Raw genomic sequence first — 20,960 nt, 5'->3', positions numbered from 1 at the left:
CGTATGCGTACTGTTCATATCTGTCTAGACATTTCTGTACAGTCCGGGTCGCCAGCCATTGCCACTCAAAGTCCGTCCGCAGAGGTTTCAGAGTTTGGCGCTGGGCCTGCTCTGGACGTTCTCGAACCAGGTGCGCGTCGCGGTGTTCTCCTCGGGAATCCGCAGCTTCACCACACGGGCGAAATCCACGAACACAAAGGTCGATATGTCGGCCAGCGTGAAGTGATCGCAGGCGACAAAGGGGCTGTCCCGCAACCTGTCCTCCAGCAGCCCGAAGAACCGCCTGGCACGGTCCAGACCGCGCTCTGCCAGTTCCGGCAGCTGCGCATAGTTCACCGGGCCGGGAATGGCGCGGTCCACAAAGGCCGGATGGGCGTTGCGCAGGGCCTCGGCAATCGGCAGACCGCCCTGCTGCTCGACGATGGCGTTCCACATGAGCACAAGGCCCTTTTCGTCGGGGGTGCGCCCCATCAGCGGCGGCTCGGGAAACTGCGCCTCAAGGTAGGCCGCGATGCCGAGATTCTCGGTCAGAACGGTCCCCTCGTCCGTCACCAGCACGGGGACTGTCGCCCGCGCGTTCACGGCCTTGAACGCATCGCTCAATTGCTCGTTCTTCGCGATCGAGATGTCTCGGGTTTCGACCTGCACCCCCTTTTCGGCAATGAACATCCGGGCGCGGCGCGGATTGGGGGCCGTCGAGCAATCGTAGAAGATCATGGCACATACTCTCGTTGGTCGCCCGACGCACCCTAGGCGCGCGGTCCAGCGTTTTCCACACCAACGGAAAATGACCCTGCGGAACGCCCGGCCTTCACCGCGCGTCCAGGCCGCTAGTCCTCTCGCCGATAGACGAAGCAGCGCCCTTTGACCGCTCCGGCAGGAAGCGGCACCTCGGTCAGGCCGTCGAAATACATCCGGTCGCTGGACACCATCATGCCGCCGGGCGCCAGCAGCGGTTCGATCAACGGCGAGACGAAACGGGCAAACGCATCGTTCTTTTCCAGATTGTGCCCACCCAGATCGGCATGGATCAGACTGGCCACCGGCCCGAACCGCTCCAGCGAGGCCGGCAGGGTGTCGCGCACATCCCCGAGAATCAGCATCTCGTCGGGCGGCGTCGAGTCCGGATGCGAGGCGACCTTGCGCTCGAACACATAGACCGGCCGCGTGCCGATCCGCCGCCGCATGTGGTGATAGGTCCGGCCGTTTCCCAGGCCCAGTTCGAACACCGGCCCGGCCAGGTGGTCGGTTTCGGCAATGGCGAAATCGAGGCACGCGCGCTGCGAAACCATGCGGTCGATGAACACGTCCAGGCGGCTTTGGTCGTTGGGCACGTGCGGGCTCTCCTATGGGCAAATCTCGGCCGGATTTCGCCCGGCACGGCCCCTGATGCCAAATCTTCAAGAATTTGTGTAGTCATTGGGGACGGTTTTCACCCTTTTCCCCTGCGTTCCGGACAAAGATCGGGTTTGACTAGTCAGGGAAGGGCGGGCGAAACTGCAGCAAAAATCAGGGAGTTCCAGAAGTTCATGCGGACACGCGGCCAATCGGGCGGAAACACCGAATGACCCCATTGTTGTCGGTCAGCGATCTGAGTATCGGATTTGGTACGGCCGACCCGGTCGTTCAAGGGGTGAATTTCGACGTGATGCCCGGCCAGACCCTGGCGCTGGTCGGCGAATCCGGGTCCGGCAAGACCATCACCTGCCGCGCGGTCCTTCGGATCCTCCCGCGCACGGCGCAGTTGCGGACCGGCGCGATCACCCTGAACGGCGACAGCGGCCCGGTCGTGCTCTCGGAACTCAGCGAGCGCCGGATGCGGGACATCCGCGGCGACCGGATCTCGATGATCTTCCAGGAACCGATGCGGTCGCTGTCGCCGCTGCACAAGATCGGCAACCAGGTCTCCGAGGTGCTGTGGCTGCACCGGGGCGCTTCGGAGCGTCAGGCCAGGCGCACCGTTCTGGAACAGTTCGACCGCGTCGGCTTTCCCGATCCCGAGCGGGCCTACGACTCCTACCCGTTCGAATTGTCGGGCGGCATGCGCCAGCGGGCGATGATCGCGATGGCGATGGTGTCCAAACCCGATCTGCTGATCGCCGACGAGCCGACCACGGCGCTGGACGTGACGACGCAGGCGCAGGTGCTGGGACTGATCAAGGAGTTGCAGCAGGAAATCGGCATGGCCCTGATCCTCGTCACCCACGATCTGGGCGTGGTGGCGAACATGGCCGAACAGGTCGTGGTGATGCACAAGGGTCGGGTGATGGAATCCGGCCCCGCCGAACTGATCCTGCGCGAACCCGCCCATCCCTATACCCAGCAGCTTTTCAACGCGGCCCCTGAAATTCCGGATCAGGAGGCGGTCGGCCTGCCCATGCCGCACGAGGATCTGATCCTTGAAATGAAGGAGATTTCAAAGACCTACTCGATGCGGTCCGGCAAGGGGTGGAAGTCCGACAAGTTCATCTATGCCTGCCGCGGCGTCGATCTGAAACTGGCGCGCGGCAAGACACTCGCGATCGTCGGCGAAAGCGGCTCGGGCAAGACCACCGCCGCCCGGATCGCCTTGGGCGCGGAACTGCCCGACCCGGGCGGCGAGGTTCTGTTCCGGCCCATGCCGGGGGCCGAGCCGATCACCGTCCACAAGATGACCCGCGCCGAGCGCACCGCGTTCCAGCGGCAGGCGCAGATGGTGTTCCAGGATCCCTACAGCTCGCTCAGCCCACGGATGCGGATCCAGGACGCGATGACTGAGCCGCTGGAAATCCACGGCATCGGCACCCCGGCCGAGCAGCGCGACAAAGCCGCCGAGGCGCTGCAGCGCGTCGGGCTGAACGCCGACATGCTCAAACGCTACCCGCACGCGTTTTCCGGCGGCCAGCGCCAGCGCCTGTCGGTGGCGCGCGCGCTGATGCTGGACCCTTCGTTCATCGTCTGCGACGAACCGACCTCGGCACTGGATGTCTCGGTCCAGGAACAGATCCTGACCCTGCTGGAAGACCTGCAGGACAGCCTGAACCTGTCCTATCTGTTCATCTCCCACGACCTCGCGGTGGTGGCGCGGATCGCCGACGAGGTGGCCGTGATGCGTCAGGGCCTGGTGGTCGAGCAGGCGCCGCCGGAAACCCTGTTCTACAACCCCCGACACCCCTACACCAAGGCTTTGATCGCCGCCCAGCCGGAACCCGACATCAATCGCCCGATCGACCTGAAACTCGTTGCGCTCGGGGCGGGTTCGCCCGACAGTTGGGAGGAAGCCTTTCGTTTCTCGAACTCCGTGATACCTTCATTGGTGGAGTTGGAGCCCGGCCACAAGGTACGTTGCCATGTTTAGAACCACACGCAGAACCCTGATCCTCGGCATTTCGCTGGCATTCGCCGCCACCGGCGCCTTCGCCACGCAATCCCTGCCGCCCTTGCAGGAAAGCACGTTCTGGAAGCAGGAAGTCGATTTGGGCCACCTGCCACCGGTGGCCGAGCGCATCCCCGAAGAGCCGCTGATCGTCGATCTAGAGGCCAAGGGCCGCGCATTCGGCGAACAGGGCGGCACGCTGCGGACGATGATCACCCGCTCCAAGGACATCCGGCAGATGGTGGTCTACGGCTACGCGCGCCTGGTGGGGTATGACGAGAATTACGAACTCGTGCCCGACCTGCTCGCCGCGTTCGAGAACGAGGACAACAAGAAATTCACTCTGCGCCTGCGCAAGGGGCACAAATGGTCCGACGGGACGCCGTTCACCTCCGACGACTTCCGATACTGGTGGGAGGACGTGGCCAACAACGACCTGCTCAGCCCGTCCGGGCCGCCGGACTTTCTGCGCGTCAACGGCAAGCTGCCGACGGTGAGCTTTCCCGACGAAACCACCGTGATCTTCGAATGGGACGACCCCAACCCCAATTTCCTGCAAAGCCTGGCGCAGGCGCGGCCGCCCTTCATCTACCGGCCGTCGCATTTCCTGAAGCAGTATCACGCCGATTATGCCGATGAGGCGGACCTCGCCGCCGCGGTCGATGATGCGCGGGTCAAGAGCTGGGCGGCGCTGCACAACAAGCTCGACAACATGTACAAGTACGACAACCACGAACTGCCGACGCTGCAGCCGTGGCTGAACGCCAGCTCGGGCAAGAAGATCCGCCACAATTTCGTCCGCAACCCCTATTACCACCGCATCGACTCGAAAGGCGTCCAACTGCCCTATATCGATGTGGTCGAGATGGAGATCGTGGCCCCCGGCCTCGTCGCCGCCAAGTCGAATGCCGGCGAGTCCGACCTGCAGGGGCGCGGGCTGGATTTCCGCGATGCCTCGATCCTCAAGAAAGGCGAGGCCGAAGGCAACTACAAGACCTATCTCTGGGATACCGGCGTCGCGTCGCAGATCGCCATCTACCCCAACCTGAACGTGGCCGACGATGTCTGGCGCGACATCCTGCGCGATGTGCGCGTGCGCCGGGCGCTGTCGCTGGGCATCGACCGGAACACCATCAACCAGGCGCTCTATTTCAAGCTCGGCAAACCGGGCGCCATGTCGGTCCTGCCGGCCTCGCCGTTCTACGACGAAAAGAACCTCAAGGCGTGGGCCGAGTTCGATCCGGAGCAGGCCAACAAACTGCTGGACGAGGCCGGGCTGGACAAGCGCGGCAAGGATGGCATCCGCCTGTTGCCCGATGGGCGTCCGATGGAATTCGTGATCGAAACCGCCGGCGAACGGCAGGAAGTGGAAAACGCCCTGCAGATCGTCACCGACAACTGGCGCGACATCGGCGTCAAGCTGATCATGCGTCCGCTGGACCGCGACATCCTGCGCAACCGGGTGTTTTCCGGCAACGCGATGGCCTCGGTCTGGTTCGGATGGGACAACGGCATTCCGCAGGTCTACACCTCGCCCGCCTATCTGGCGCCGACGGATCAGGTCTTTCTCGCCTGGCCGAGATGGGGGCAGCATTACCAGACCGGCGGCGATGCCGGCGAGGAACCGGACCTGCCCGAGGCACAGCGCCTGATGGAACTGGCCCATATCTGGGAAACCGCCACCACCGACGAACAGCGCGCCGCCGCCTGGAAGGAGATGCTCGAAATCCACGCCGATCAGGTCTATGGCATCGGCATCCTCGCCGGCGCCCCGCAGCCGATCGTCGTTTCGAACCGCCTGCGCAACGTCCCGGAAAAGGGCATGTGGGCGTGGGAACCGGGCGCGCATTTCGGCGTGCACCGCATGGACGAGTTCTTTCTCGTCGAGTGAATAGGGGCTGCTGAATGCTGTTGCTGCGTTACGCAGTCTACCGGTTCTTCACAATGCTGCTGACGCTGCTCGTGGTGTCCGTTCTGATCTTCGTGATCATCAACCTTCCGCCCGGAGACTACCTGAGCAACCAGATCGCCGAACTGCAGGCGTCGGGCCAGAGCGCCGGAGTGGCCAAGGCCGAGTTTCTGCGCAAGGAATACGCGCTCGACCGGCCCTTGTGGGAACAGTACATGATCTGGATGGGCTTCATGCCCGGCCCGCACGGCTTTTCCGGCCTGATCCAGGGCAATTACGGCTGGTCCTTCGAATTCGACCGCCCGGTTTCGGAAATCGTCGGCGAAAGCCTGTGGCTGACGGTGGTGGTCAACCTCGCCGCGGTCCTGTTCGTCTATGCCGTGGCCCTGCCGCTGGGCGTTCTGGCCGCCGCCCGGTCGCGCACCTGGGTGGACTATACCTCGGCCTTCATCGGCTATCTCGGGCTCGCCACGCCGAACTTCCTGCTCGCCCTCATTCTCTTCTACTACGGCCACAGGTATTTCGACCTGCCCATCGGCGGCCTGATGGACCCGAGCTTCGAGGGCCTGCCGATGAGCTGGGAAAAGATGAAGTCGATCCTGATTCACCTGATCGTGCCGACCTTCGTCATCGGCACGTCAGGCGCGTCGGCGATGATGCAGCGGCTGCGCGCCAACATGCTGGACGAATTGGGCAAGCCCTATGTGGAAACCGCCATCGCCAAGGGCATGTCGCCGTCGCGGATGCTGACCAAATACCCCCTGCGCGTCGCCTTCAACCCGTTCGTGGCCGATATCGGCAACCTGCTGCCCTCGATGGTCTCGGGTTCGGTCCTGGTGTCGGTGGTGCTGGGCCTGCAGACCATCGGGCCCACCCTGCTGACCGCGCTGAAGACGCAGGACCAGTTCCTTTCGGGTTTCGTGCTGATGTTCGTGGCCCTGCTGACCCTGATCGGCACCATGATTTCCGACATCCTGCTGGTCATGCTCGACCCGCGCATCCGGTACGAGGGGCGCGAGGCATGACCAAACTCCCCGACGGCCGCTATGTCGATGACGAACCCTATGACCCGCAGGTGTCGATCCAGCAGCTCGAACGCCGCGATCTGGACGCGCCCAACTGGGTACTGGTCTGGCGCAAGTTCAAGACCCACAAGCTGGGCCTGGTTTCGGGCATCTTCCTGCTGATCTCGTATCTGATGCTGCCCTTCGCCGGCTTCATCGCGCCCTACACGCCCAACGAACGCAACGGCGAGCACCTCTATGCCCCGCCGCAGGCCGTGCACTGGTTCCACGAGGGCGAGTTCATAGGCCCGTTCATCTATCCCATCGTGGCCGAGGCCGATCTCGAAACCTTCCAGTGGAAATTCGTGCCGGACCTGGAAAATCCCAGCCCGGTCCGGTTCTTCTGCAAGGGCGGGGAATACAAGCTCGCCGGTCTCATTCCGTCCGACACCCACCTGTTCTGCCCGCCCGAGGGCGCGACCCTGTTCCTGTGGGGGTCCGACCGGCTGGGCCGCGACGTGTTCAGCCGCATCCTCTATGGCGCGCAACTGTCGCTGACCGTGGGCCTGATCGGCATTTCGGTCTCGTTCTTCCTGGGCATTCTGTTCGGGTCGATGGCCGGCTATTTCGGCGGCAAGACCGACTGGGTCATCAACCGCGTGATCGAAATCCTGCGCTCCCTGCCGGAACTGCCGCTGTGGCTGGCCCTGTCCGCGGCGGTGCCGTCGAACTGGGGGCCGGTGGCGGTCTTCTTCATCATCTCGGTCATCCTCGGCATCCTCGACTGGCCGGGCCTCGCCCGATCCGTGCGCGCCAAGTTCCTGTCGTTGCGGGAAGAGGAATACGTGCGCGCGGCGGAAATGATGGGTGCAAGCTCGGGCCGGGTCATCCGCAAGCACCTGCTGCCCAATTTCATGTCGCACCTGATCGCCTCCGCCACGTTGTCGATCCCGGCCATGATCCTGGGGGAAACCGCGCTCAGCTTTCTCGGCCTCGGCCTGCGGGCGCCGGCGGTCAGCTGGGGCGTGATGCTGAACGACGCGCAGAACCTCGCCTCGATCGAGATCTACCCCTGGACCGCGATCCCGATGCTGCCGATCATCGTGGTGGTGCTGGCCTTCAACTTCCTCGGCGACGGGCTGCGCGACAGTCTGGACCCCTACCAGCAATGAGCCCCATTTCCACACTTCCGGCGCCCGGCACGTACCGGGTCACCGGCGACGGCGCCCGGCCCAGCGCGTTTGCGGTGTCCGAACTGGCGACCGCCTCTTTCGCGGCCGTGGGTCAGGAGATGGCCCGGCTGATGGCCGCGCTGAACCTGACCGCCGAGTGGCCCCCGGTGACGGTGGACCATCGGCTTGCCTCGCTCTGGTACGGCTGGTCCTTCCGACCCCAGGGCTGGGACATGCCCGACCTCTGGGATCCGATCGCGGGCGACTACCCGACCGCGGACGGGTGGATCCGTCTGCACACCAACCTGCCCCACCATCGCGCCGCCGCGCTGCGGGTGCTGGGCACGCCGGGCGAACGGGCCGCGGTCGCCAGGGCGGTCGCGGACTGGCAGGCCGACGCGCTGGAGGGCGCGGTGGTGGGCGAAGGCGGAGTCGCCGCGGCCATGCGCAGCCGCGAGGACTGGCTGGCGCATCCGCAGGGCAAGGCGATCGCGTCGGAGCCGCTGATCGCCTGGCTCGCGCCAAGGCGGACGGCGCAGCGCGACCGCCCGGAGGCCTCGGCCGTACGCCCGCTGGCCGGGCTGCGCGTGCTCGACCTGACGCGGGTGCTGGCCGGGCCGGTCTCGACCCGCACGCTGGCCGGGTTCGGCGCTGACGTGCTGCGAATCGACCCGCCCGGATGGGACGAGCCCGGCGTCATTCCCGACATCTCGCTGGGCAAACGCTGCGCCTATCTGGACCTGAAGTCGCCGCCCGGCCTCGACCGCCTCAAGGACTTGCTGGCGCAGGCCGACGTGTTCGTGCACGGCTACCGCCCCGGCGCTCTGGACGCGCTCGGGCTCGGGCGCGACACCCGCGACCGGATCGCCCCCAACCGGATCGAAGTGACGCTCGACGCCTATGGCTGGCACGGCCCCTGGGCCAAACGGCGCGGCTTCGACAGCCTGGTGCAGATGAGCGCCGGAATCGCCGAGGCCGGGCGGATCTGGGCCGGGGCCGAGAACCCCACCCCCTTGCCGGTGCAGGCGCTGGACCACGCCACCGGCTATCTCATGGCCGCGGCGGTCCTTTCGGCGCTGGCCGAGGCGGCGGGCGGCAACCCTGTCACCGACGCGCATCTGTCGCTGGCGCGCACCGCCGACCTGCTTGCCAGCCTCCGCAAGACGGCAGCGGGCAACGAGATTGCGGCGCCGCAGGATGCCGACTTTTCCGACCGACCCGAAAACTCCGGCTGGGGGCCGGGACGGCGCCTGTCCCCGGCGCTCCGGATCGGCGCGGCCCACATGGCCTGGGATCGCCCCGCAACGGCGCTTGGCACCGGCAAGGCCGAGTGGCCTTGAGGCGCCCGCGCGGTCGCGGCTTCAGCGGTCGTCGTCGCCGGGACCGATATCGTCCAGATAGTCCTCGTCGATGGCGGCCTGCACCGCGCCGGTGACCGCCTCGCGCTGTTTCGGGGTCAGGTCTTCGGCGTTCTTCTCGTCCGCCAGCCGCACCGTGACCTCGCGATGCGCGAACTTGACGCCCTCGCGGGCGAACAGCTCGCGGATTTCCTGATAGACCTTCTTGCGCACCAGCCATTGATCGCCCGGCTTGGTCATGAACTTGACCCGGATGATCATCGCCGAATCCTGCATCTCGATCACGCCCTGCGACTTCAGCGGCTGGATGAAATTGTCGCCAATCACCGGATCGCTCAGCAACTCCTGTCCCAGCTTCTTGATCAGCTTGCGCACCTTTTCCACGTCCGTGTCATAGGTCACGCGCAGCGGCAGCTTCATGATCACCCAGTCGCGGGAATAGTTGGTCAGCACCTTGATCTCGCCGAACGGAATGGTGTTGAGCGCCCCGAGGTGATGCCGCAGCTGCATGGACCTGACCGAGATCTTCTCGACCGTGCCCTTCACGTCGCCGATGTCGATGTATTCGCCCTTGCGGAACGCATCGTCGATCAGAAAGAACGCGCCCGAGAAGATGTCGCGCACCAGCGTCTGCGCCCCGAAACCGACGGCCAGGCCGACGACGCCGGCACCGGCAAACAGCGGGCTGACATTGATGCCGATCTCCATCAACGCGATCAGCGCGATGGTGACGACCACCACAGCCAGGATGGCGCCCCGGAACAGCGGCAGCAGCGTGGCCAAACGGCTCTGGCCGCTCTCGCCGCCCTCGTCGCCAAGCTCCGCCTCGTCCCCGCCATCCTCGACCTCTTCCGCGATCTTGCTGTCGATCCAGATCCGGAAGAAATGATAGAGGATGTAGCCGATGAACAGGACGACCATCACGTCCAGCGCCCGGCCCACCGGCAGATCCGTGGTCCAGTGTTCCTCGGGCAGCCAGATCACGACAAGCGCGTAGATCCCGACGACAAAGGCAAGGATGCCCGAGACCCGCCGGGCGAGATCCTCATAGGTGGCCATGGCGTGGCGCGGCCGTTCGACGGCCTCCGCCTCTTCCGGCTCGTCCCTGTCGTCCTCGTCGGCCGATTCGGCGTTGATTTCCTCGATCTGCCGCGAGCGGTCGAAATACCGCTCAAGCAAGTAGTTCATCGCGCCATAGGCCACCACCACCGACATGAAAACGGCATAGGTGCCCGCCACCAGCGGGATCGAAACCGGCTGCTCCAGCACCAGATCCAGCGCCAGATCGAACCAGCTGAAAATGACGTACACGATCGCGAACGGCGCCCAGCCGAACGAGACGAACCGCAGCAGCCACGACACCTGATCGGGCGCCCGCCCGCCCCGGATCGCATTCGAGATCGCCCGCGCGTTGAACAGCACCATCAGGATGTTGCCGAGCGCGCCGACCAGCGTCAGGCAGCCATAGACCATGGCATAGACGTTGTAGTTCAGACCGAAATCCGCCACCCAGGTCGAAAACAGAACGGCGGAAATGTCATAGGTCGCCAGCACCGACGCCCAGATGTACAGCCGCTTGGCGTCGCGATCGGAAAACGGCGGCAGGCGGTACTGGCTGAGATAGGGCGACAGCACCATCCGCCACAGGTCCGACACCGTGCGGGCCAGGAAGAACGCGGTGAAGATGGCCGTCACGGTGAACTGCACCGAGATGTCCTCGGCCCGGCCGAACACCAGATAACCGACGATCAGCGCCATCACCATCGCGAACACCGTCGCCCCGACCCCCATCAGGAAGCGGAACACCAAAAAAGGCATCTTTTCCCGGTATCCGACCGGGTGTTCCTTGACCCGCGACATGACGAAGCGCCGGGCGATCCGCTTGCCGTAGATTTCGATCGACAACCAGCGCCCGATCAGCAGGAACAGCAGGTTCCAGAACAGGACTTTGACATAGGTGAAGATTTCGCCATCGGGGCTGGTTTCGCGCAGGATGTACTGAACCTCGAAGATCGAATACGGCAGCGCCTCGAGCCGCGATTCCAGCGAAGACCGGAACTCCGAGAACCGCTCCTGCGCCTTCATCAGCTGCGATCCACTGCCCATCGGATCGGCGCCGTCGGCATTCGCGGCTGCCGTTTCGGCCGCCGACGACACCACCTTGCCGTCGGTGTCGATCACGATGACGGTCGCGCCGGCTTCGGTCGCGGCCCGGATCGCGGCGGCAACATCGCCGTCGCCGGCGGATTGCGCGCTTTGCTCTTCTCCGCCCCCATATCCGGGCAGCAGCGAGGTCTGGGCCAGGGCCGCCGCGGTCAGGGCTATCCAGATGCCCCACATCGTCAGCACCAGCCGAAGGAGAAACTTTAGCCTCATCGGGATTTGGTCCAATTCTCAGTCTAAACGGCACGGTACAGGACAGGACCGCGGTCTTCAAACGCCCGTGCGGCCTTATCGCAGGATCGTGTCGTTGCGTGCACAGGAAAACCGGTATCTGACAATCGTGTTTTCAAACCGGCATCTTTGAAATATGAGCACTGATGAGTTATCCCAAAAGCGGAATGCATTGGGGGAAACGTGGCCGCGAACCGTGCTGCTTGGGTAGGGACCGGTCTGCAGCAGGGGTGCGAAAGTGTCGAAGGCCGCAGGAATGACGACTCCCGGCAGAGCAGTGCGGATGGCCATGCGATCCGCGTCAAAGGCAGGTATGCGGAGTAGCGGGGCCGTTGCCGGCCGGCGCGGCCCGGTTTCATCGACGGGATTCGGACGACGGTTGAGGGCATGAGCGACACGGGCCAGACATATTCGACCGGCCGTGCGCCGCGCATTCTGTTCTACAGCCACGACACCTTCGGTCTGGGCCATCTCAGGCGATCGCGGGCGCTGGCCTCGGCTCTTACCCAGGCCGACCCGACCGCCTCCGCCCTGATCCTCACCGGGTCGCCGGTGGCCGGGCGTTTCACCTTTCCGCGCCGGGTCGATCACGTGCGCCTGCCGGGCGTGACCAAACGGGCCGACGGCTCCTACGTGGCCCAGACCATCGGCATGGGCATCGACGAAGTGACCGAGCTCCGCTCCAGCCTGATCCGCACCGCGGTCGAACAATACCAGCCCGATGTGCTGGTCGTGGACAAGGAGCCGACCGGGTTCCGCGGCGAGTTGCTGCCGACGCTCGAAATGCTGCAGCGCAGGGGAACCGCCAGGCTGGTCCTGGGCCTGCGCGACGTTCTGGACGAACCCAAGGTTCTGGCGGCCGAATGGGACCGCAAGCACGCGGTCGAGGCGACCGAGCGGTTCTATGACGAAATCTGGGTCTATGGGCTGCGGTCGATCTACGACCCGACGGCCGGATTGCCGCTGAGCGCGCAGGCGCAGTCCAGGATGCATTGGACCGGCTATCTGCGCCGCGATCTCGGGCCGATCGGCCCGCCGCCGCCGCAACCCTACATCCTGATCACGCCCGGCGGCGGCGGCGACGGCAAGGCCCTGGTCAACCTGGTCCTCGCTGCCTACGAGCAGGATCCGACGCTGCAACCGCGCGCGATGCTGGTCTACGGCCCGTTCCTGTCGGGCGATCTCAGGGCCGAGTTCGAATCGCGCGTCGCCGCGCTGGGCGGCCGCGTGACCGCCGTCGGCTTCGAATCCCAGATCGAAACCCTGTTTGCCGGCGCGGCGGGCGTGGTCTGCATGGGCGGGTACAACACCTTCTGCGAAGTTCTCTCCTTCGACAAACGCGCGGTGATCGTGCCCCGCACGGTGCCCCGGCTGGAACAGTGGATTCGCGCCTCGCGTGCCGAAGATCTCGGTCTCGTGCGGATGCTGGACGAATACCGCGACGGTCTGACCGTCGATTCGATGATCGACGCCATCCGCGCCCTACCGGCCCAGCCGCTGCCGTCCCAGGCTTTCGGGCAGGGTCTGCTGGACGGGCTGGACTACGTCACCCATCGCGTCGGCGTTCTGCTGGGACAGACGAAGGAACGGGCGACCGGATGAACCGCCCCGCACCCAAGCTCGCGGTGCTGGTCAAGGGATGGCCGCGCCTGTCGGAAACGTTCATCGCTCAGGAACTCGTCGCCCTGGAACAGGCGGGCCACGGATTCGACATCTGGTCGCTGCGCCATCCCACCGATACCAAGCGCCATCCCCTGCATGACCGGCTTTCGGCCAGGGTCCACTACCTGCCCGAATATCTCTGCGACGAACCCAAACGCATCTGGCGCGCCCGCGACATCGCCCGGACGCTGCCGGGCTATGCACGGGCCTACGACATCTGGCGCGCGGATCTGCTGCGTGACCCGACCCACAACCGCATCCGGCGTTTCGGTCAGGCCTGCGTGCTGGCGGCGGAACTGCCCGCCGAAACCGCCGGGCTCTACGCGCATTTCCTGCACACCCCCTCTTCGGTCGCGCGCTATGCCGCCATCATGCGGGACTTGCCGTGGAGTTTTTCGGCGCATGCCAAGGATATCTGGACGTCGCCCGACTGGGAAAAGCGCGAAAAGCTGACCGGGCGCACCCATGGCGCGGTGTTCGGCGCCACCTGCACCGGAATCGGCGCCCGGCATCTGCGCGCCCTTGCCGACGATCCCGCCCGGATCGACCTGATCTATCACGGGCTCGACCTGACGCGGTTTCCGGCACCGCCCGACCGCGCGCCCCGCAAACCCGGCCAACCCCTTCGGATGCTGTCGGTCGGGCGGCTGGTGGAAAAGAAGGGGTTCGACCGGCTGATCGCGGCCTTCGCGCTGCTGCCCGACGACCTCGACTGGCACTGGACGCATATCGGCGGCGGCGACCTGCGCGAAGACCTGCAAGGCCGGGCCGAAAACCTGGGCCTGACCGGGCGGATCACGTGGCGCGGCCCCTGCGACCAGCCCGAAGTGGTCGCGGCCATGCGCCGCGCCGACCTGTTCGTCCTGCCCAGTCGGATCGCCGCGGACGGCGACCGCGACGGCCTGCCGAACGTGCTGATGGAAGCCGCCTCGCAACTGCTCCCGATCCTGTCCACGCCGGTCTCGGCAATCCCCGAATTCATCGACAACGGCACGACCGGCACCCTCACCGAGGATACGCCCGAGGCGCTGGCGGCCGCCATGTCCGCGCTCGCCGCCGACCCGTGCCGCGCCGCCGGGATGGCCCGGGCCGCGCGCGAACGCCTGATCTCCGATTTCCGGATGGAACCGGGCATCGCCCGGCTGTCGGACCGCCTGACCGCACTCTGCGGGGGCCGGCGGCCATGACCCGCGTCGCCTTCTACGCCCCGATGAAATCGCCCAACAGCCCGGTGCCGTCGGGCGACCGGGAAATGGCGCGCAACCTGATGGCCGCCATCAAGGCCGGCGGATCACAGGTCGAGCTGGTCTCCGAGTTGCGGATCTACGACAAGCGCGGTGACGCCCGGATGCAGCGCGAACTTCGGCAGGCCGCCGAAACCGAAGTGCTGCGGCTGGTCCAGACCCTGCCCGCGGATTTCGCCCTCTGGGTCACCTATCACAACTACTACAAGGCGCCCGACCTGGTGGGCCCCGAGGTCTGCCGCCGCCGCGGCATCCCTTACGTCCAACTGGAAAGCACCCGCGCCACCAGCCGCCTGACCGGCCCCTGGGCGGATTTCGCGCGCGCCGCGCATGACGCCTGCGATGCGGCGCGGATCATCTTCTATCACACCGCCAACGATCTGATCACGCTGGAACGCGAACGGTTCGGGGATCAGGCGCTGGTGCATCTGGCGCCGTTCCTGCCTTTGGCCGGGCTGCCGGCGGCGTCCGATTGCACCGGGCCGATGCTCGCCGCCGGAATGATGCGGGACGGCGACAAGCTGCGGTCCTACCGGATCATCGCCGAAACGCTGGCCCTGCTCGACGGCGACTGGTCGCTGCATATCGCGGGCGACGGCCCTGCGCGGCAGGATGTCGAACGGCTGATGGCCCCGTTCGGCACCCGGGTCCGGTTTCTGGGCCAACTGGACAAGGACGCCCTGCGCGAGGCTTACGCGGCCGCTTCGCTGTTGTTCTGGCCCGGGGTGAACGAAGCGTTCGGCATGGTCTACCTGGAAGCCCAGGCGGCGGGCCTGCCCGTCGTCGCCCAGGATCGGCCGGGGGTGCGGGATGTGCTGGCTCCGGGGGCCTATCCGGCGGTCCGGGACGGCCCGGCCGCCCTGGCCCAGGCCCTCGCCGCCCTGCGCGCCGATGCCGGGCTGCGCCGCAGACTCGGCGGCAGGGCGCGCGAGCACGTCCGCGACCGGCACCTGATCGCCTCGGCCAGCCAGACCTTCTGGCAGGCGGTCGCGCCCATGCTCGAGGGCGCGTCATGACCCGCCTCGCGCTCCTGCGTCACGGCCATACCGACTGGAACCGCGCCGGGCGCATCCAGGGCCGCAGCGACATCCCGCTGGACCGGGAGGCGCGCGCGACCGTCGCCCGATACCGCCTGCCCGACGATTGGGCCGAGGCCGAGCTGTGGTCCAGCCCCCTGCTGCGCGCGGCTGAGACCGCCAGCCTCGTGGCCGGGCGCGCGCCGCGCCATGCGCCCGAACTGATCGAGATGAACTGGGGCGACTGGGAAGGTCAGCGCGGCGTTGACCTGATCGCCGACCCGACAAGCGGCTACCGGCACATCGAGGACTGGGGCTGGGATTTCCGGCCACCCGGCGGCGAAAGCCCCGCCGACGTCAAGACCCGGCTGCACCCGTGGATGGCCCGGCTGGATCGCGATGCGGTGGCCGTCTGCCATATCGGCATCATGCGCGTCATCCTGGCCCTGGCCTGGGGCTGGGATTTCCGGGGCCCCGCCCCGTTCCGGATCAAGCGGAACAGGCTCTACGTCATTGACCTGTCCACCATGCGGCCCGACCCGGACCCGGTGCGCCTGATCCAGAGGGACGCCGCGCCATGAAGGTGATGATCGTCGTCACGCATCTTCTCGGCACCGGGCATCTCAGCCGCGCGATCACGCTCGGCCAGGCGTTTCGCGCGGCCGGGCACGCGGTCGCGCTGGTGTCGGGCGGCATGCCCGCGCCGCAACTGGACGCCACCGGCCTGACGCTTCTGCCGCTGCCGCCGCTGCGTTCGGACGGTACCGATTTCAGCCGCCTCCTGACCGAACGCGGCGAGACGGCGACCCCGGCCTATCTGGCCAACCGGATCTCGGCCCTGGAAACCGCGCTCCTGCAGGTCGAACCGGACGTTCTGATCACCGAGCTTTACCCCTTTGGCCGCCGTTCGTTGACGGAAGAGTTCCAGGCCCTGCTGCGCGCCGCGCGGCACCTGGAACCGCGCCCGGTCGTGCTCAGCTCGGTCCGCGACATCCTGGCCCCGCCCTCGAAACCCTCCAAGGCCGCGCGGACCGATGAGGTCATAGCCCGCGCCTATGACGGCGTGCTGGTGCATTCCGATCCGAAAACCACGCGGCTCGAAGCCAGCTGGCCGGTCTCCGACGCCCTGTCCGCCCGTCTGCATTACACCGGCTACGTCGCGCCGCCCCCGGCCGCGCCGCATCCCGACGCGCTGGGAACCGGCGAGATCCTCGTCAGCGCCGGCGGCGGTTCGGTGGGCCAGCCGATCTTTCGCGCGGCCATCGAGGCCGCCCGAAAGATCACCAACCGGCGCTGGCGCCTGTTGGTAGGCGGGCGTGACGCCCCGGCGCGCATTTCCGAACTCGAGTCTCTGGTTGGCGATGCCCCCGTGGTGATCGAACCCACCCGCCCGGATTTCCGCCAGATGCTGCGCCACGCCGCGGCCTCGGTCAGCATGTGCGGCTACAACACCGCGCTCGACATCCTGCAATGCGGTGTCCCGGCGGTTCTCGTGCCCTTCGATGACGGCAAGGAGGTCGAGCAGACCCTGCGCGCGCAGAGCCTGTCGCGCCTGCCGGCAATTTCCGTGGTGGCCAGCGCCGACCTGTCCGGCGATACCCTGATCCCCGCCCTTGACCGGGTCATGCAATCCGGCCCGCGCACCGGTCTGGACCTTGCGTTCGACGGCGCGGCACGGTCGGTCGCGATTGCCGAAAACCTGGCGAGGGCGCGGCGATGAGGGTGGACTGGTCTCCGCTGGAGCGCGAACTGGCGCGGTGGGACAAGGCGGGGCTTTCGCTGCCGCTCTGGTGGCGCGATGACGACGCCATCGAACCGACCGCCCGGTTGGACCGGCTTTCGGACCTCTCCGAGCGGTTCGCCCTGCCGGTGCATCTGGCCATCATCCCCGAGCCGGCGAAGGAGTCCCTGTCGGACTACGTGTCGGACCGGCCGCATCTGATCCCGGTCGTCCATGGCTGGGCGCACCGCAACCATGCCCCGCCGCAGGAGAAGAAAGCCGAGTTCCGCCTGCACCGACCGATGCCGGACATCTCAGGCGACCTGCGGGCAGGGCTGCAGCGCCTGCATGCGCTCTTCGGACCGGCGCTGCGCCCGGTCTTCGTGCCACCGTGGAACCGCATCGCCCCCGAGGTGGTCGCGGAACTGCCCGCATCAGGCTACCGCGTGCTGTCCACCGCCACCCCCCGCAAGACCCGCTTTGCCGCACCGGGGCTCGAACAGGTCAACACCCATCTCGACCCGATCGACTGGCGCGGCGCCCGCGGGCTCCTCGATCCGGAGCAGCTGGTCGCCCGGACCACCCGCCTGCTGCAGGACCGGCGGAGCGGCCGCGCGGACAATGCCGAACCCTTCGGCCTGTTGACCCATCACCTCGTCCATGATGAAGACGTCTGGAGCTTCGTCGCCGACCTGATCCGGCGCCTGCGATCCGGGCCGACGACCCTCTGGACCGCCGACACCGGCCCAACCGCCACGGAGACCAAATGAGCCGACTGGATTCCATGCTGCGCCGCCTGACCGCCCAGCGCGACGGGCTGAACTGGGCCGCCGATCAGGTCGCGGGGCTCGACGGCGACGTTCTGGACATGGGCCTCGGCAACGGCCGCACCTACGACCACCTGCGCGAAGTGCTGCCGCAGCGCCGGATCTGGGTGATGGACCGGGTGCTGCAATGCCACCCGTCCTGCATCCCCCCGGCCGAGGATTTCCTGCAGGGCGAGGCCGAGGACATGCTGCACCGGCTTGCCGAGAACGGCCGCAGCATCGCACTGGCGCATTACGATTTCGGCATGGGCATCAAGGCCGACGACGTGGCCGAGGCCGCCCGCCTCAGCCCGCTGATCGCCAGGGTCATGGTGCCGGGCGGCCTGCTGATCTCGGGCCAGCCGCTGGTCGGGTTCCGGCAGATCACCGGCCCGGACACCATCGCCCCCGAACGCTATCTGTTCTATCGGGCGTGATTCGGCAGGGGGCAAGGTCATGCGCTTCAATCGTTACGCGGTGTACCATGTCCCGCCCCCGCACGAGCCCTGGGCCGAATTCTGCACCGCCTGGCTGGGCTGGGACTTGCAGACGGGGGCCGAGGTGGCGCAGCCGCCGATTGCCGGGCTCGACCTTGCCGCGATCACCGAAACGCCGCGCCGCTACGGGCTGCACGCCACGCTCAAGGCGCCGTTCCGGCTGGCGCCGGGCCAGAGCGTCGAGGGCCTCAACGCAGCCATCGCCCGGCTGGCATCCTCGGTGCCGCCCGCGCGCGCGCCGGGGCTGGCCCTCGCGCGGATGGGCCGGTTTCTGGCCCTGTGCCCGGTCGGAGCCCCCGACGCAATCAACGCGCTCGCCGCGACCTGCGTGCGCGACCTGGACGCCTACCGCGCCCCGATGCCGGATGCCGCCCGCGCCCGACGCCGCCACGACAGGCTCAGCCCGACCCAGGCCGCGAATCTCGACACTTGGGGATACCCCTTCGTGTTCGACGACTTCCGGTACCACATCACCCTGACCGGCAAGCTCGACCCGGACACCAGGGCACGCGCCGAGGCGGCGTTGCGACGGCACCTCGCGCCGCTCCTGCCCGCGCCCTTCGCCCTGCGCCAGATCGCGCTGGTCGGCGAGGCGGAGGACGGACGCTTTCACCTGCTCGAACGCCACGACCTGACCGGATGACCAGGGCTCTGGCTCAGGGCCGCCCCACCCGCAGCAGAATTGCCCCCGCAAGGGTGAGCGCGGTGGACAGCACCTTTTTCAGATCGAGCCGCTCGTTCAGAACCCCCACGCCCAGAAGCAGCGCAAAGACGATGGAGGTCTCGCGCAGCGCCGTGACCAGCGCGATCGGCGCCTGGGTAAAGGCCCAGACCACCAGCACATAGGCGGCGAAGGACAGCGCACCGCCGACCAGACCCAGCCGCCAGACCGCCAGCGCCCGCCGCAGAAGACCCGGCCGCGCGACACGGGCGACCAGGCAAAGCGCCGCCGCGTTGACCACGGTGAGCGCGCCGAAAAACCCCAGCGCGGTGCCGGCGATGCGCGCGCCCTGCCCGTCCACGATGGAATAGGCGGCGATGAACACACCAGTCACCAGCGCCAGGCCCGCCGCCGGCAGGCTGAACAGCCCGTCCTGTTTCCGCACCAGCGCGATCGAGGCGATGCCGACCGAGATCATGAGCATGGCCGTCAGCTCGATCCGGTCGAAGGTGACGCCGAAAAACACCGCGGAGCCGAGCGCGACCAGCAGGGGCGAGGCGCCGCGGGCAATCGGATAGACCTGCGTCAGATCGCCGATCTTGTAGGCGCGCACCAGAAACAGCTGATAGCCCAGATGCAGCGCCACGCCACCGGCAAGATAGGGCCAGCACGCCCAGTCGATCCGCGGCGCGAACGGCAGGGCGACCAGCCCGGCCGCGCCCTGTCCCAGAACCACCGCCGCCATGCCCGCCGACTTGTCCGCGCCGCCCTTGACCAGCGCGTTCCAGGTCGCGTGCAGGGCCGCCGCCAGAAGAACGACCAGAAAGACCGTCCCGCTCATGGCGCGCCGGTTCCCGCGCGGGCGTATCGTTCCAGCCGCTCGGCCAGCGTTCCGGTATGCAATTCGAACAGGTGATTGTCCGGACCGTAGAAATACAGCGACCGCCCCTCGCCCTCGACGCGCGGGCGCGGCGGCCGCATCTCCAGGCCCAGCGCCTCCACCCGTCTGCGGCATTCGTCGAACTCGGCCTCGGATATCCTGAACGCGACGTGGTTGTAGCTCCGCGCGGGCAGCGGGTCGCCCTTCATGATCGCGACCCAGACATCGCCGATCAGAAAGAACCGCTCCTCCGACAGCGAAAACTGCGCCGCGCCGCTGCGATAGACGCAGCGCGCCGCGAACACGGTTTCCAGGATCGTCTGCATCCGGTCGAGATCGGACACCACGAAGGTGATATGGGACAGCCCGTCGCTCATGCCGTGGCCAGCATCGCCGCAATCGCGGCCCGTGTACAGGCGCCCTGTGCGGGTGGCGCGCGGGATCGCACCCGGCCACCCCGCTGGCGCATCATTCGGCGCGACACCCTACCCTTCGGCCCGCAACCCGGCTATATGGCGCAGCAACGCTTACCATTCACGAGGCTGCCATGAGCTTTGACCGCAGAATCAGGATCGCCCCGTCGATCCTGTCGGCCGATTTCGCCAATTTCGGACAGGAGATTCAGGCCATCGAGGCGCAGGGCGCCGACTGGGTCCATGTGGACGTGATGGACGGGCATTTCGTGCCGAACCTCACCTTCGGCCCGCCGGCGGTCAAGGCGTTCCGCCCGCATGTGACGACGGTGATGGACGTGCACCTGATGATCGCGCCGGTCGATCCCTATATCGACGCCTTCGCCGACGCCGGCGCCGACATCCTGACCGCCCATGTCGAGGCGGGGCCGCATATCCACCGCACCCTTCAGGCCATCCGCGGCGCGGGGATGAAGGCGGGCGTCGCCCTGAATCCAGGCACCCCGGCCGAGGCGGTCGAGCACCTGCTGGACCTGACCGATCTGGTCTGCGTGATGACCGTCAACCCCGGCTTCGGCGGTCAGAAATTCATCGACATGACCCCCAAGATCCGCCGCCTGCGCGACATGATCGGGGACCGCCCGGTGCATATCGAGATCGACGGCGGCGTCGATCCGAACACCGCTTCTCTGGTCGCCCGCGCCGGCGCCGACGTGCTGGTGGCCGGCTCCGCCGTGTTCAAGGGCGGGTCGGTGCGCAATCCGGGCGTCTATGGCGACAACATCCGCGAGATCCGCAACGCCGCCGCGGGCGTCTGGGCCTGACGCACCGGCCGACCGGCGCGCTCCCGCCCGTCGTCGGCGCCGCTG

19 protein-coding genes are annotated in these 20,960 nt (G+C 67.1%); 14 read left to right on the top strand and 5 right to left on the bottom strand.

The window, feature by feature from the left end:
* Positions 1–87: 87 nt before the first annotated feature.
* Positions 88–717 (bottom strand): glutathione S-transferase, encoded by a 630-nt coding sequence (locus AC2FNJ_RS13345; protein WP_496764876.1) that lies wholly within the window; start codon positions 715–717, stop codon positions 88–90.
* A gap of 113 nt (positions 718–830) precedes the next feature.
* Complete coding sequence (locus AC2FNJ_RS13340; RefSeq protein WP_496764875.1) at positions 831–1,334, bottom strand: class I SAM-dependent methyltransferase; 504 nt, start codon at positions 1,332–1,334, stop codon at positions 831–833.
* A gap of 230 nt (positions 1,335–1,564) precedes the next feature.
* Here AC2FNJ_RS13340 and AC2FNJ_RS13335 point away from each other — a divergent pair, with 230 nt between their 5' ends.
* Genes AC2FNJ_RS13335 through AC2FNJ_RS13315 form a run of 5 tightly spaced genes read left to right on the top strand, consistent with a single transcriptional unit; the run spans position 1,565 to position 8,780 of the window.
* Positions 1,565–3,337 carry an ABC transporter ATP-binding protein gene (locus tag AC2FNJ_RS13335; RefSeq protein WP_496764874.1) on the top strand — a complete coding sequence of 591 codons (1,773 nt, stop codon included), beginning with the start codon at positions 1,565–1,567 and terminating at the stop codon, positions 3,335–3,337.
* The gene (locus AC2FNJ_RS13330) at positions 3,330–5,246 is read left to right on the top strand and encodes an ABC transporter substrate-binding protein (RefSeq protein WP_496764872.1); all 1,917 of its coding nucleotides are present in this window, start codon (positions 3,330–3,332) and stop codon (positions 5,244–5,246) included. The genes AC2FNJ_RS13335 and AC2FNJ_RS13330 overlap by 8 nt, the downstream gene beginning before the upstream one ends.
* Positions 5,247–5,260: 14 nt before the next feature.
* Complete coding sequence (locus AC2FNJ_RS13325; RefSeq protein ID WP_496764870.1) at positions 5,261–6,289, top strand: ABC transporter permease; 1,029 nt, start codon at positions 5,261–5,263, stop codon at positions 6,287–6,289.
* Complete coding sequence (locus tag AC2FNJ_RS13320) at positions 6,286–7,440, top strand: ABC transporter permease (protein WP_496764869.1); 1,155 nt, start codon at positions 6,286–6,288, stop codon at positions 7,438–7,440. The genes AC2FNJ_RS13325 and AC2FNJ_RS13320 overlap by 4 nt, the downstream gene beginning before the upstream one ends.
* Positions 7,437–8,780 (top strand): CoA transferase, encoded by a 1,344-nt coding sequence (locus AC2FNJ_RS13315; RefSeq protein ID WP_496764867.1) that lies wholly within the window; start codon positions 7,437–7,439, stop codon positions 8,778–8,780. The genes AC2FNJ_RS13320 and AC2FNJ_RS13315 overlap by 4 nt, the downstream gene beginning before the upstream one ends.
* A gap of 21 nt (positions 8,781–8,801) precedes the next feature.
* On the opposite strand, the gene AC2FNJ_RS13310 is transcribed toward AC2FNJ_RS13315, so the two are convergent.
* Complete coding sequence (locus AC2FNJ_RS13310) at positions 8,802–11,174, bottom strand: mechanosensitive ion channel domain-containing protein (protein ID WP_496764866.1); 2,373 nt, start codon at positions 11,172–11,174, stop codon at positions 8,802–8,804.
* Positions 11,175–11,579: 405 nt separating this feature from the next.
* On the opposite strand from AC2FNJ_RS13310, the gene AC2FNJ_RS13305 reads away from it, so the two are divergent.
* Genes AC2FNJ_RS13305 through AC2FNJ_RS13270 form a run of 8 tightly spaced genes read left to right on the top strand, consistent with a single transcriptional unit; the run spans position 11,580 to position 18,780 of the window.
* On the top strand, positions 11,580–12,794 hold the full coding sequence (locus AC2FNJ_RS13305) for a glycosyltransferase family protein (protein ID WP_496764864.1): 1,215 nt from the start codon (positions 11,580–11,582) through the stop codon (positions 12,792–12,794).
* The gene (locus AC2FNJ_RS13300) at positions 12,791–14,041 is read left to right on the top strand and encodes a glycosyltransferase (protein WP_496764862.1); all 1,251 of its coding nucleotides are present in this window, start codon (positions 12,791–12,793) and stop codon (positions 14,039–14,041) included. The genes AC2FNJ_RS13305 and AC2FNJ_RS13300 overlap by 4 nt, the downstream gene beginning before the upstream one ends.
* Positions 14,038–15,114 carry a glycosyltransferase gene (locus AC2FNJ_RS13295; protein WP_496764861.1) on the top strand — a complete coding sequence of 359 codons (1,077 nt, stop codon included), beginning with the start codon at positions 14,038–14,040 and terminating at the stop codon, positions 15,112–15,114. Before AC2FNJ_RS13300 ends, AC2FNJ_RS13295 begins: the two co-directional genes overlap by 4 nt.
* Complete coding sequence (locus AC2FNJ_RS13290; protein ID WP_496764859.1) at positions 15,111–15,695, top strand: histidine phosphatase family protein; 585 nt, start codon at positions 15,111–15,113, stop codon at positions 15,693–15,695. Before AC2FNJ_RS13295 ends, AC2FNJ_RS13290 begins: the two co-directional genes overlap by 4 nt.
* Positions 15,692–16,834: a glycosyltransferase family protein gene (locus tag AC2FNJ_RS13285; RefSeq protein WP_496764858.1), complete on the top strand. Its 1,143-nt coding sequence runs from the start codon at positions 15,692–15,694 to the stop codon at positions 16,832–16,834. Before AC2FNJ_RS13290 ends, AC2FNJ_RS13285 begins: the two co-directional genes overlap by 4 nt.
* A complete protein-coding gene (locus AC2FNJ_RS13280) occupies positions 16,831–17,604 on the top strand; it encodes a polysaccharide deacetylase family protein (RefSeq protein WP_496764857.1) in 774 nt (257 codons plus the stop codon). Before AC2FNJ_RS13285 ends, AC2FNJ_RS13280 begins: the two co-directional genes overlap by 4 nt.
* Complete coding sequence (locus AC2FNJ_RS13275) at positions 17,601–18,077, top strand: class I SAM-dependent methyltransferase (protein ID WP_496764855.1); 477 nt, start codon at positions 17,601–17,603, stop codon at positions 18,075–18,077. The genes AC2FNJ_RS13280 and AC2FNJ_RS13275 overlap by 4 nt, the downstream gene beginning before the upstream one ends.
* 19 nt (positions 18,078–18,096) lie before the next feature.
* The gene (locus AC2FNJ_RS13270; protein WP_496764854.1) at positions 18,097–18,780 is read left to right on the top strand and encodes a DUF1045 domain-containing protein; all 684 of its coding nucleotides are present in this window, start codon (positions 18,097–18,099) and stop codon (positions 18,778–18,780) included.
* A gap of 13 nt (positions 18,781–18,793) precedes the next feature.
* Here AC2FNJ_RS13270 and AC2FNJ_RS13265 read toward each other — a convergent pair whose 3' ends face one another.
* Complete coding sequence (locus tag AC2FNJ_RS13265) at positions 18,794–19,639, bottom strand: EamA family transporter (RefSeq protein ID WP_496764852.1); 846 nt, start codon at positions 19,637–19,639, stop codon at positions 18,794–18,796.
* A complete protein-coding gene (gene fosX / locus AC2FNJ_RS13260; RefSeq protein ID WP_496764851.1) occupies positions 19,636–20,055 on the bottom strand; it encodes a FosX/FosE/FosI family fosfomycin resistance hydrolase in 420 nt (139 codons plus the stop codon). Before fosX ends, AC2FNJ_RS13265 begins: the two co-directional genes overlap by 4 nt.
* A 170-nt stretch (positions 20,056–20,225) precedes the next feature.
* Here fosX and rpe point away from each other — a divergent pair, with 170 nt between their 5' ends.
* Positions 20,226–20,915: a ribulose-phosphate 3-epimerase gene (gene rpe, locus AC2FNJ_RS13255; protein WP_496764849.1), complete on the top strand. Its 690-nt coding sequence runs from the start codon at positions 20,226–20,228 to the stop codon at positions 20,913–20,915.
* The last annotated feature ends 45 nt before the right edge of the window (positions 20,916–20,960 follow it).

This window comes from Ruegeria sp. BHSB196 (assembly GCF_059613135.1).
The sequence above is the reverse complement of the archived record's forward strand: the minus strand, read 5'-3'. Positions and strand labels throughout refer to the sequence as shown.

What these genes read in the sequence shown, in the direction of transcription:
- AC2FNJ_RS13320 (WP_496764869.1), top strand. Translation starts at nt 6,286, where the DNA reads ATGACCAAACTCCCCGACGGCCGCTATGTCGATGACGAACCCTATGAC.
- AC2FNJ_RS13300 (WP_496764862.1), top strand. Translation starts at nt 12,791, where the DNA reads ATGAACCGCCCCGCACCCAAGCTCGCGGTGCTGGTCAAGGGATGGCCG.
- AC2FNJ_RS13345 (WP_496764876.1), bottom strand. Translation starts at nt 717, where the DNA reads ATGATCTTCTACGATTGCTCGACGGCCCCCAATCCGCGCCGCGCCCGG.
- fosX (WP_496764851.1), bottom strand. Translation starts at nt 20,055, where the DNA reads ATGAGCGACGGGCTGTCCCATATCACCTTCGTGGTGTCCGATCTCGAC.
- AC2FNJ_RS13310 (WP_496764866.1), bottom strand. Translation starts at nt 11,174, where the DNA reads ATGAGGCTAAAGTTTCTCCTTCGGCTGGTGCTGACGATGTGGGGCATC.
- AC2FNJ_RS13270 (WP_496764854.1), top strand. Translation starts at nt 18,097, where the DNA reads ATGCGCTTCAATCGTTACGCGGTGTACCATGTCCCGCCCCCGCACGAG.
- AC2FNJ_RS13290 (WP_496764859.1), top strand. Translation starts at nt 15,111, where the DNA reads ATGACCCGCCTCGCGCTCCTGCGTCACGGCCATACCGACTGGAACCGC.
- AC2FNJ_RS13275 (WP_496764855.1), top strand. Translation starts at nt 17,601, where the DNA reads ATGAGCCGACTGGATTCCATGCTGCGCCGCCTGACCGCCCAGCGCGAC.
- AC2FNJ_RS13315 (WP_496764867.1), top strand. Translation starts at nt 7,437, where the DNA reads ATGAGCCCCATTTCCACACTTCCGGCGCCCGGCACGTACCGGGTCACC.
- AC2FNJ_RS13335 (WP_496764874.1), top strand. Translation starts at nt 1,565, where the DNA reads ATGACCCCATTGTTGTCGGTCAGCGATCTGAGTATCGGATTTGGTACG.
- AC2FNJ_RS13330 (WP_496764872.1), top strand. Translation starts at nt 3,330, where the DNA reads ATGTTTAGAACCACACGCAGAACCCTGATCCTCGGCATTTCGCTGGCA.
- AC2FNJ_RS13295 (WP_496764861.1), top strand. Translation starts at nt 14,038, where the DNA reads ATGACCCGCGTCGCCTTCTACGCCCCGATGAAATCGCCCAACAGCCCG.
- AC2FNJ_RS13325 (WP_496764870.1), top strand. Translation starts at nt 5,261, where the DNA reads ATGCTGTTGCTGCGTTACGCAGTCTACCGGTTCTTCACAATGCTGCTG.
- AC2FNJ_RS13265 (WP_496764852.1), bottom strand. Translation starts at nt 19,639, where the DNA reads ATGAGCGGGACGGTCTTTCTGGTCGTTCTTCTGGCGGCGGCCCTGCAC.
- AC2FNJ_RS13280 (WP_496764857.1), top strand. Translation starts at nt 16,831, where the DNA reads ATGAGGGTGGACTGGTCTCCGCTGGAGCGCGAACTGGCGCGGTGGGAC.
- AC2FNJ_RS13285 (WP_496764858.1), top strand. Translation starts at nt 15,692, where the DNA reads ATGAAGGTGATGATCGTCGTCACGCATCTTCTCGGCACCGGGCATCTC.
- rpe (WP_496764849.1), top strand. Translation starts at nt 20,226, where the DNA reads ATGAGCTTTGACCGCAGAATCAGGATCGCCCCGTCGATCCTGTCGGCC.
- AC2FNJ_RS13305 (WP_496764864.1), top strand. Translation starts at nt 11,580, where the DNA reads ATGAGCGACACGGGCCAGACATATTCGACCGGCCGTGCGCCGCGCATT.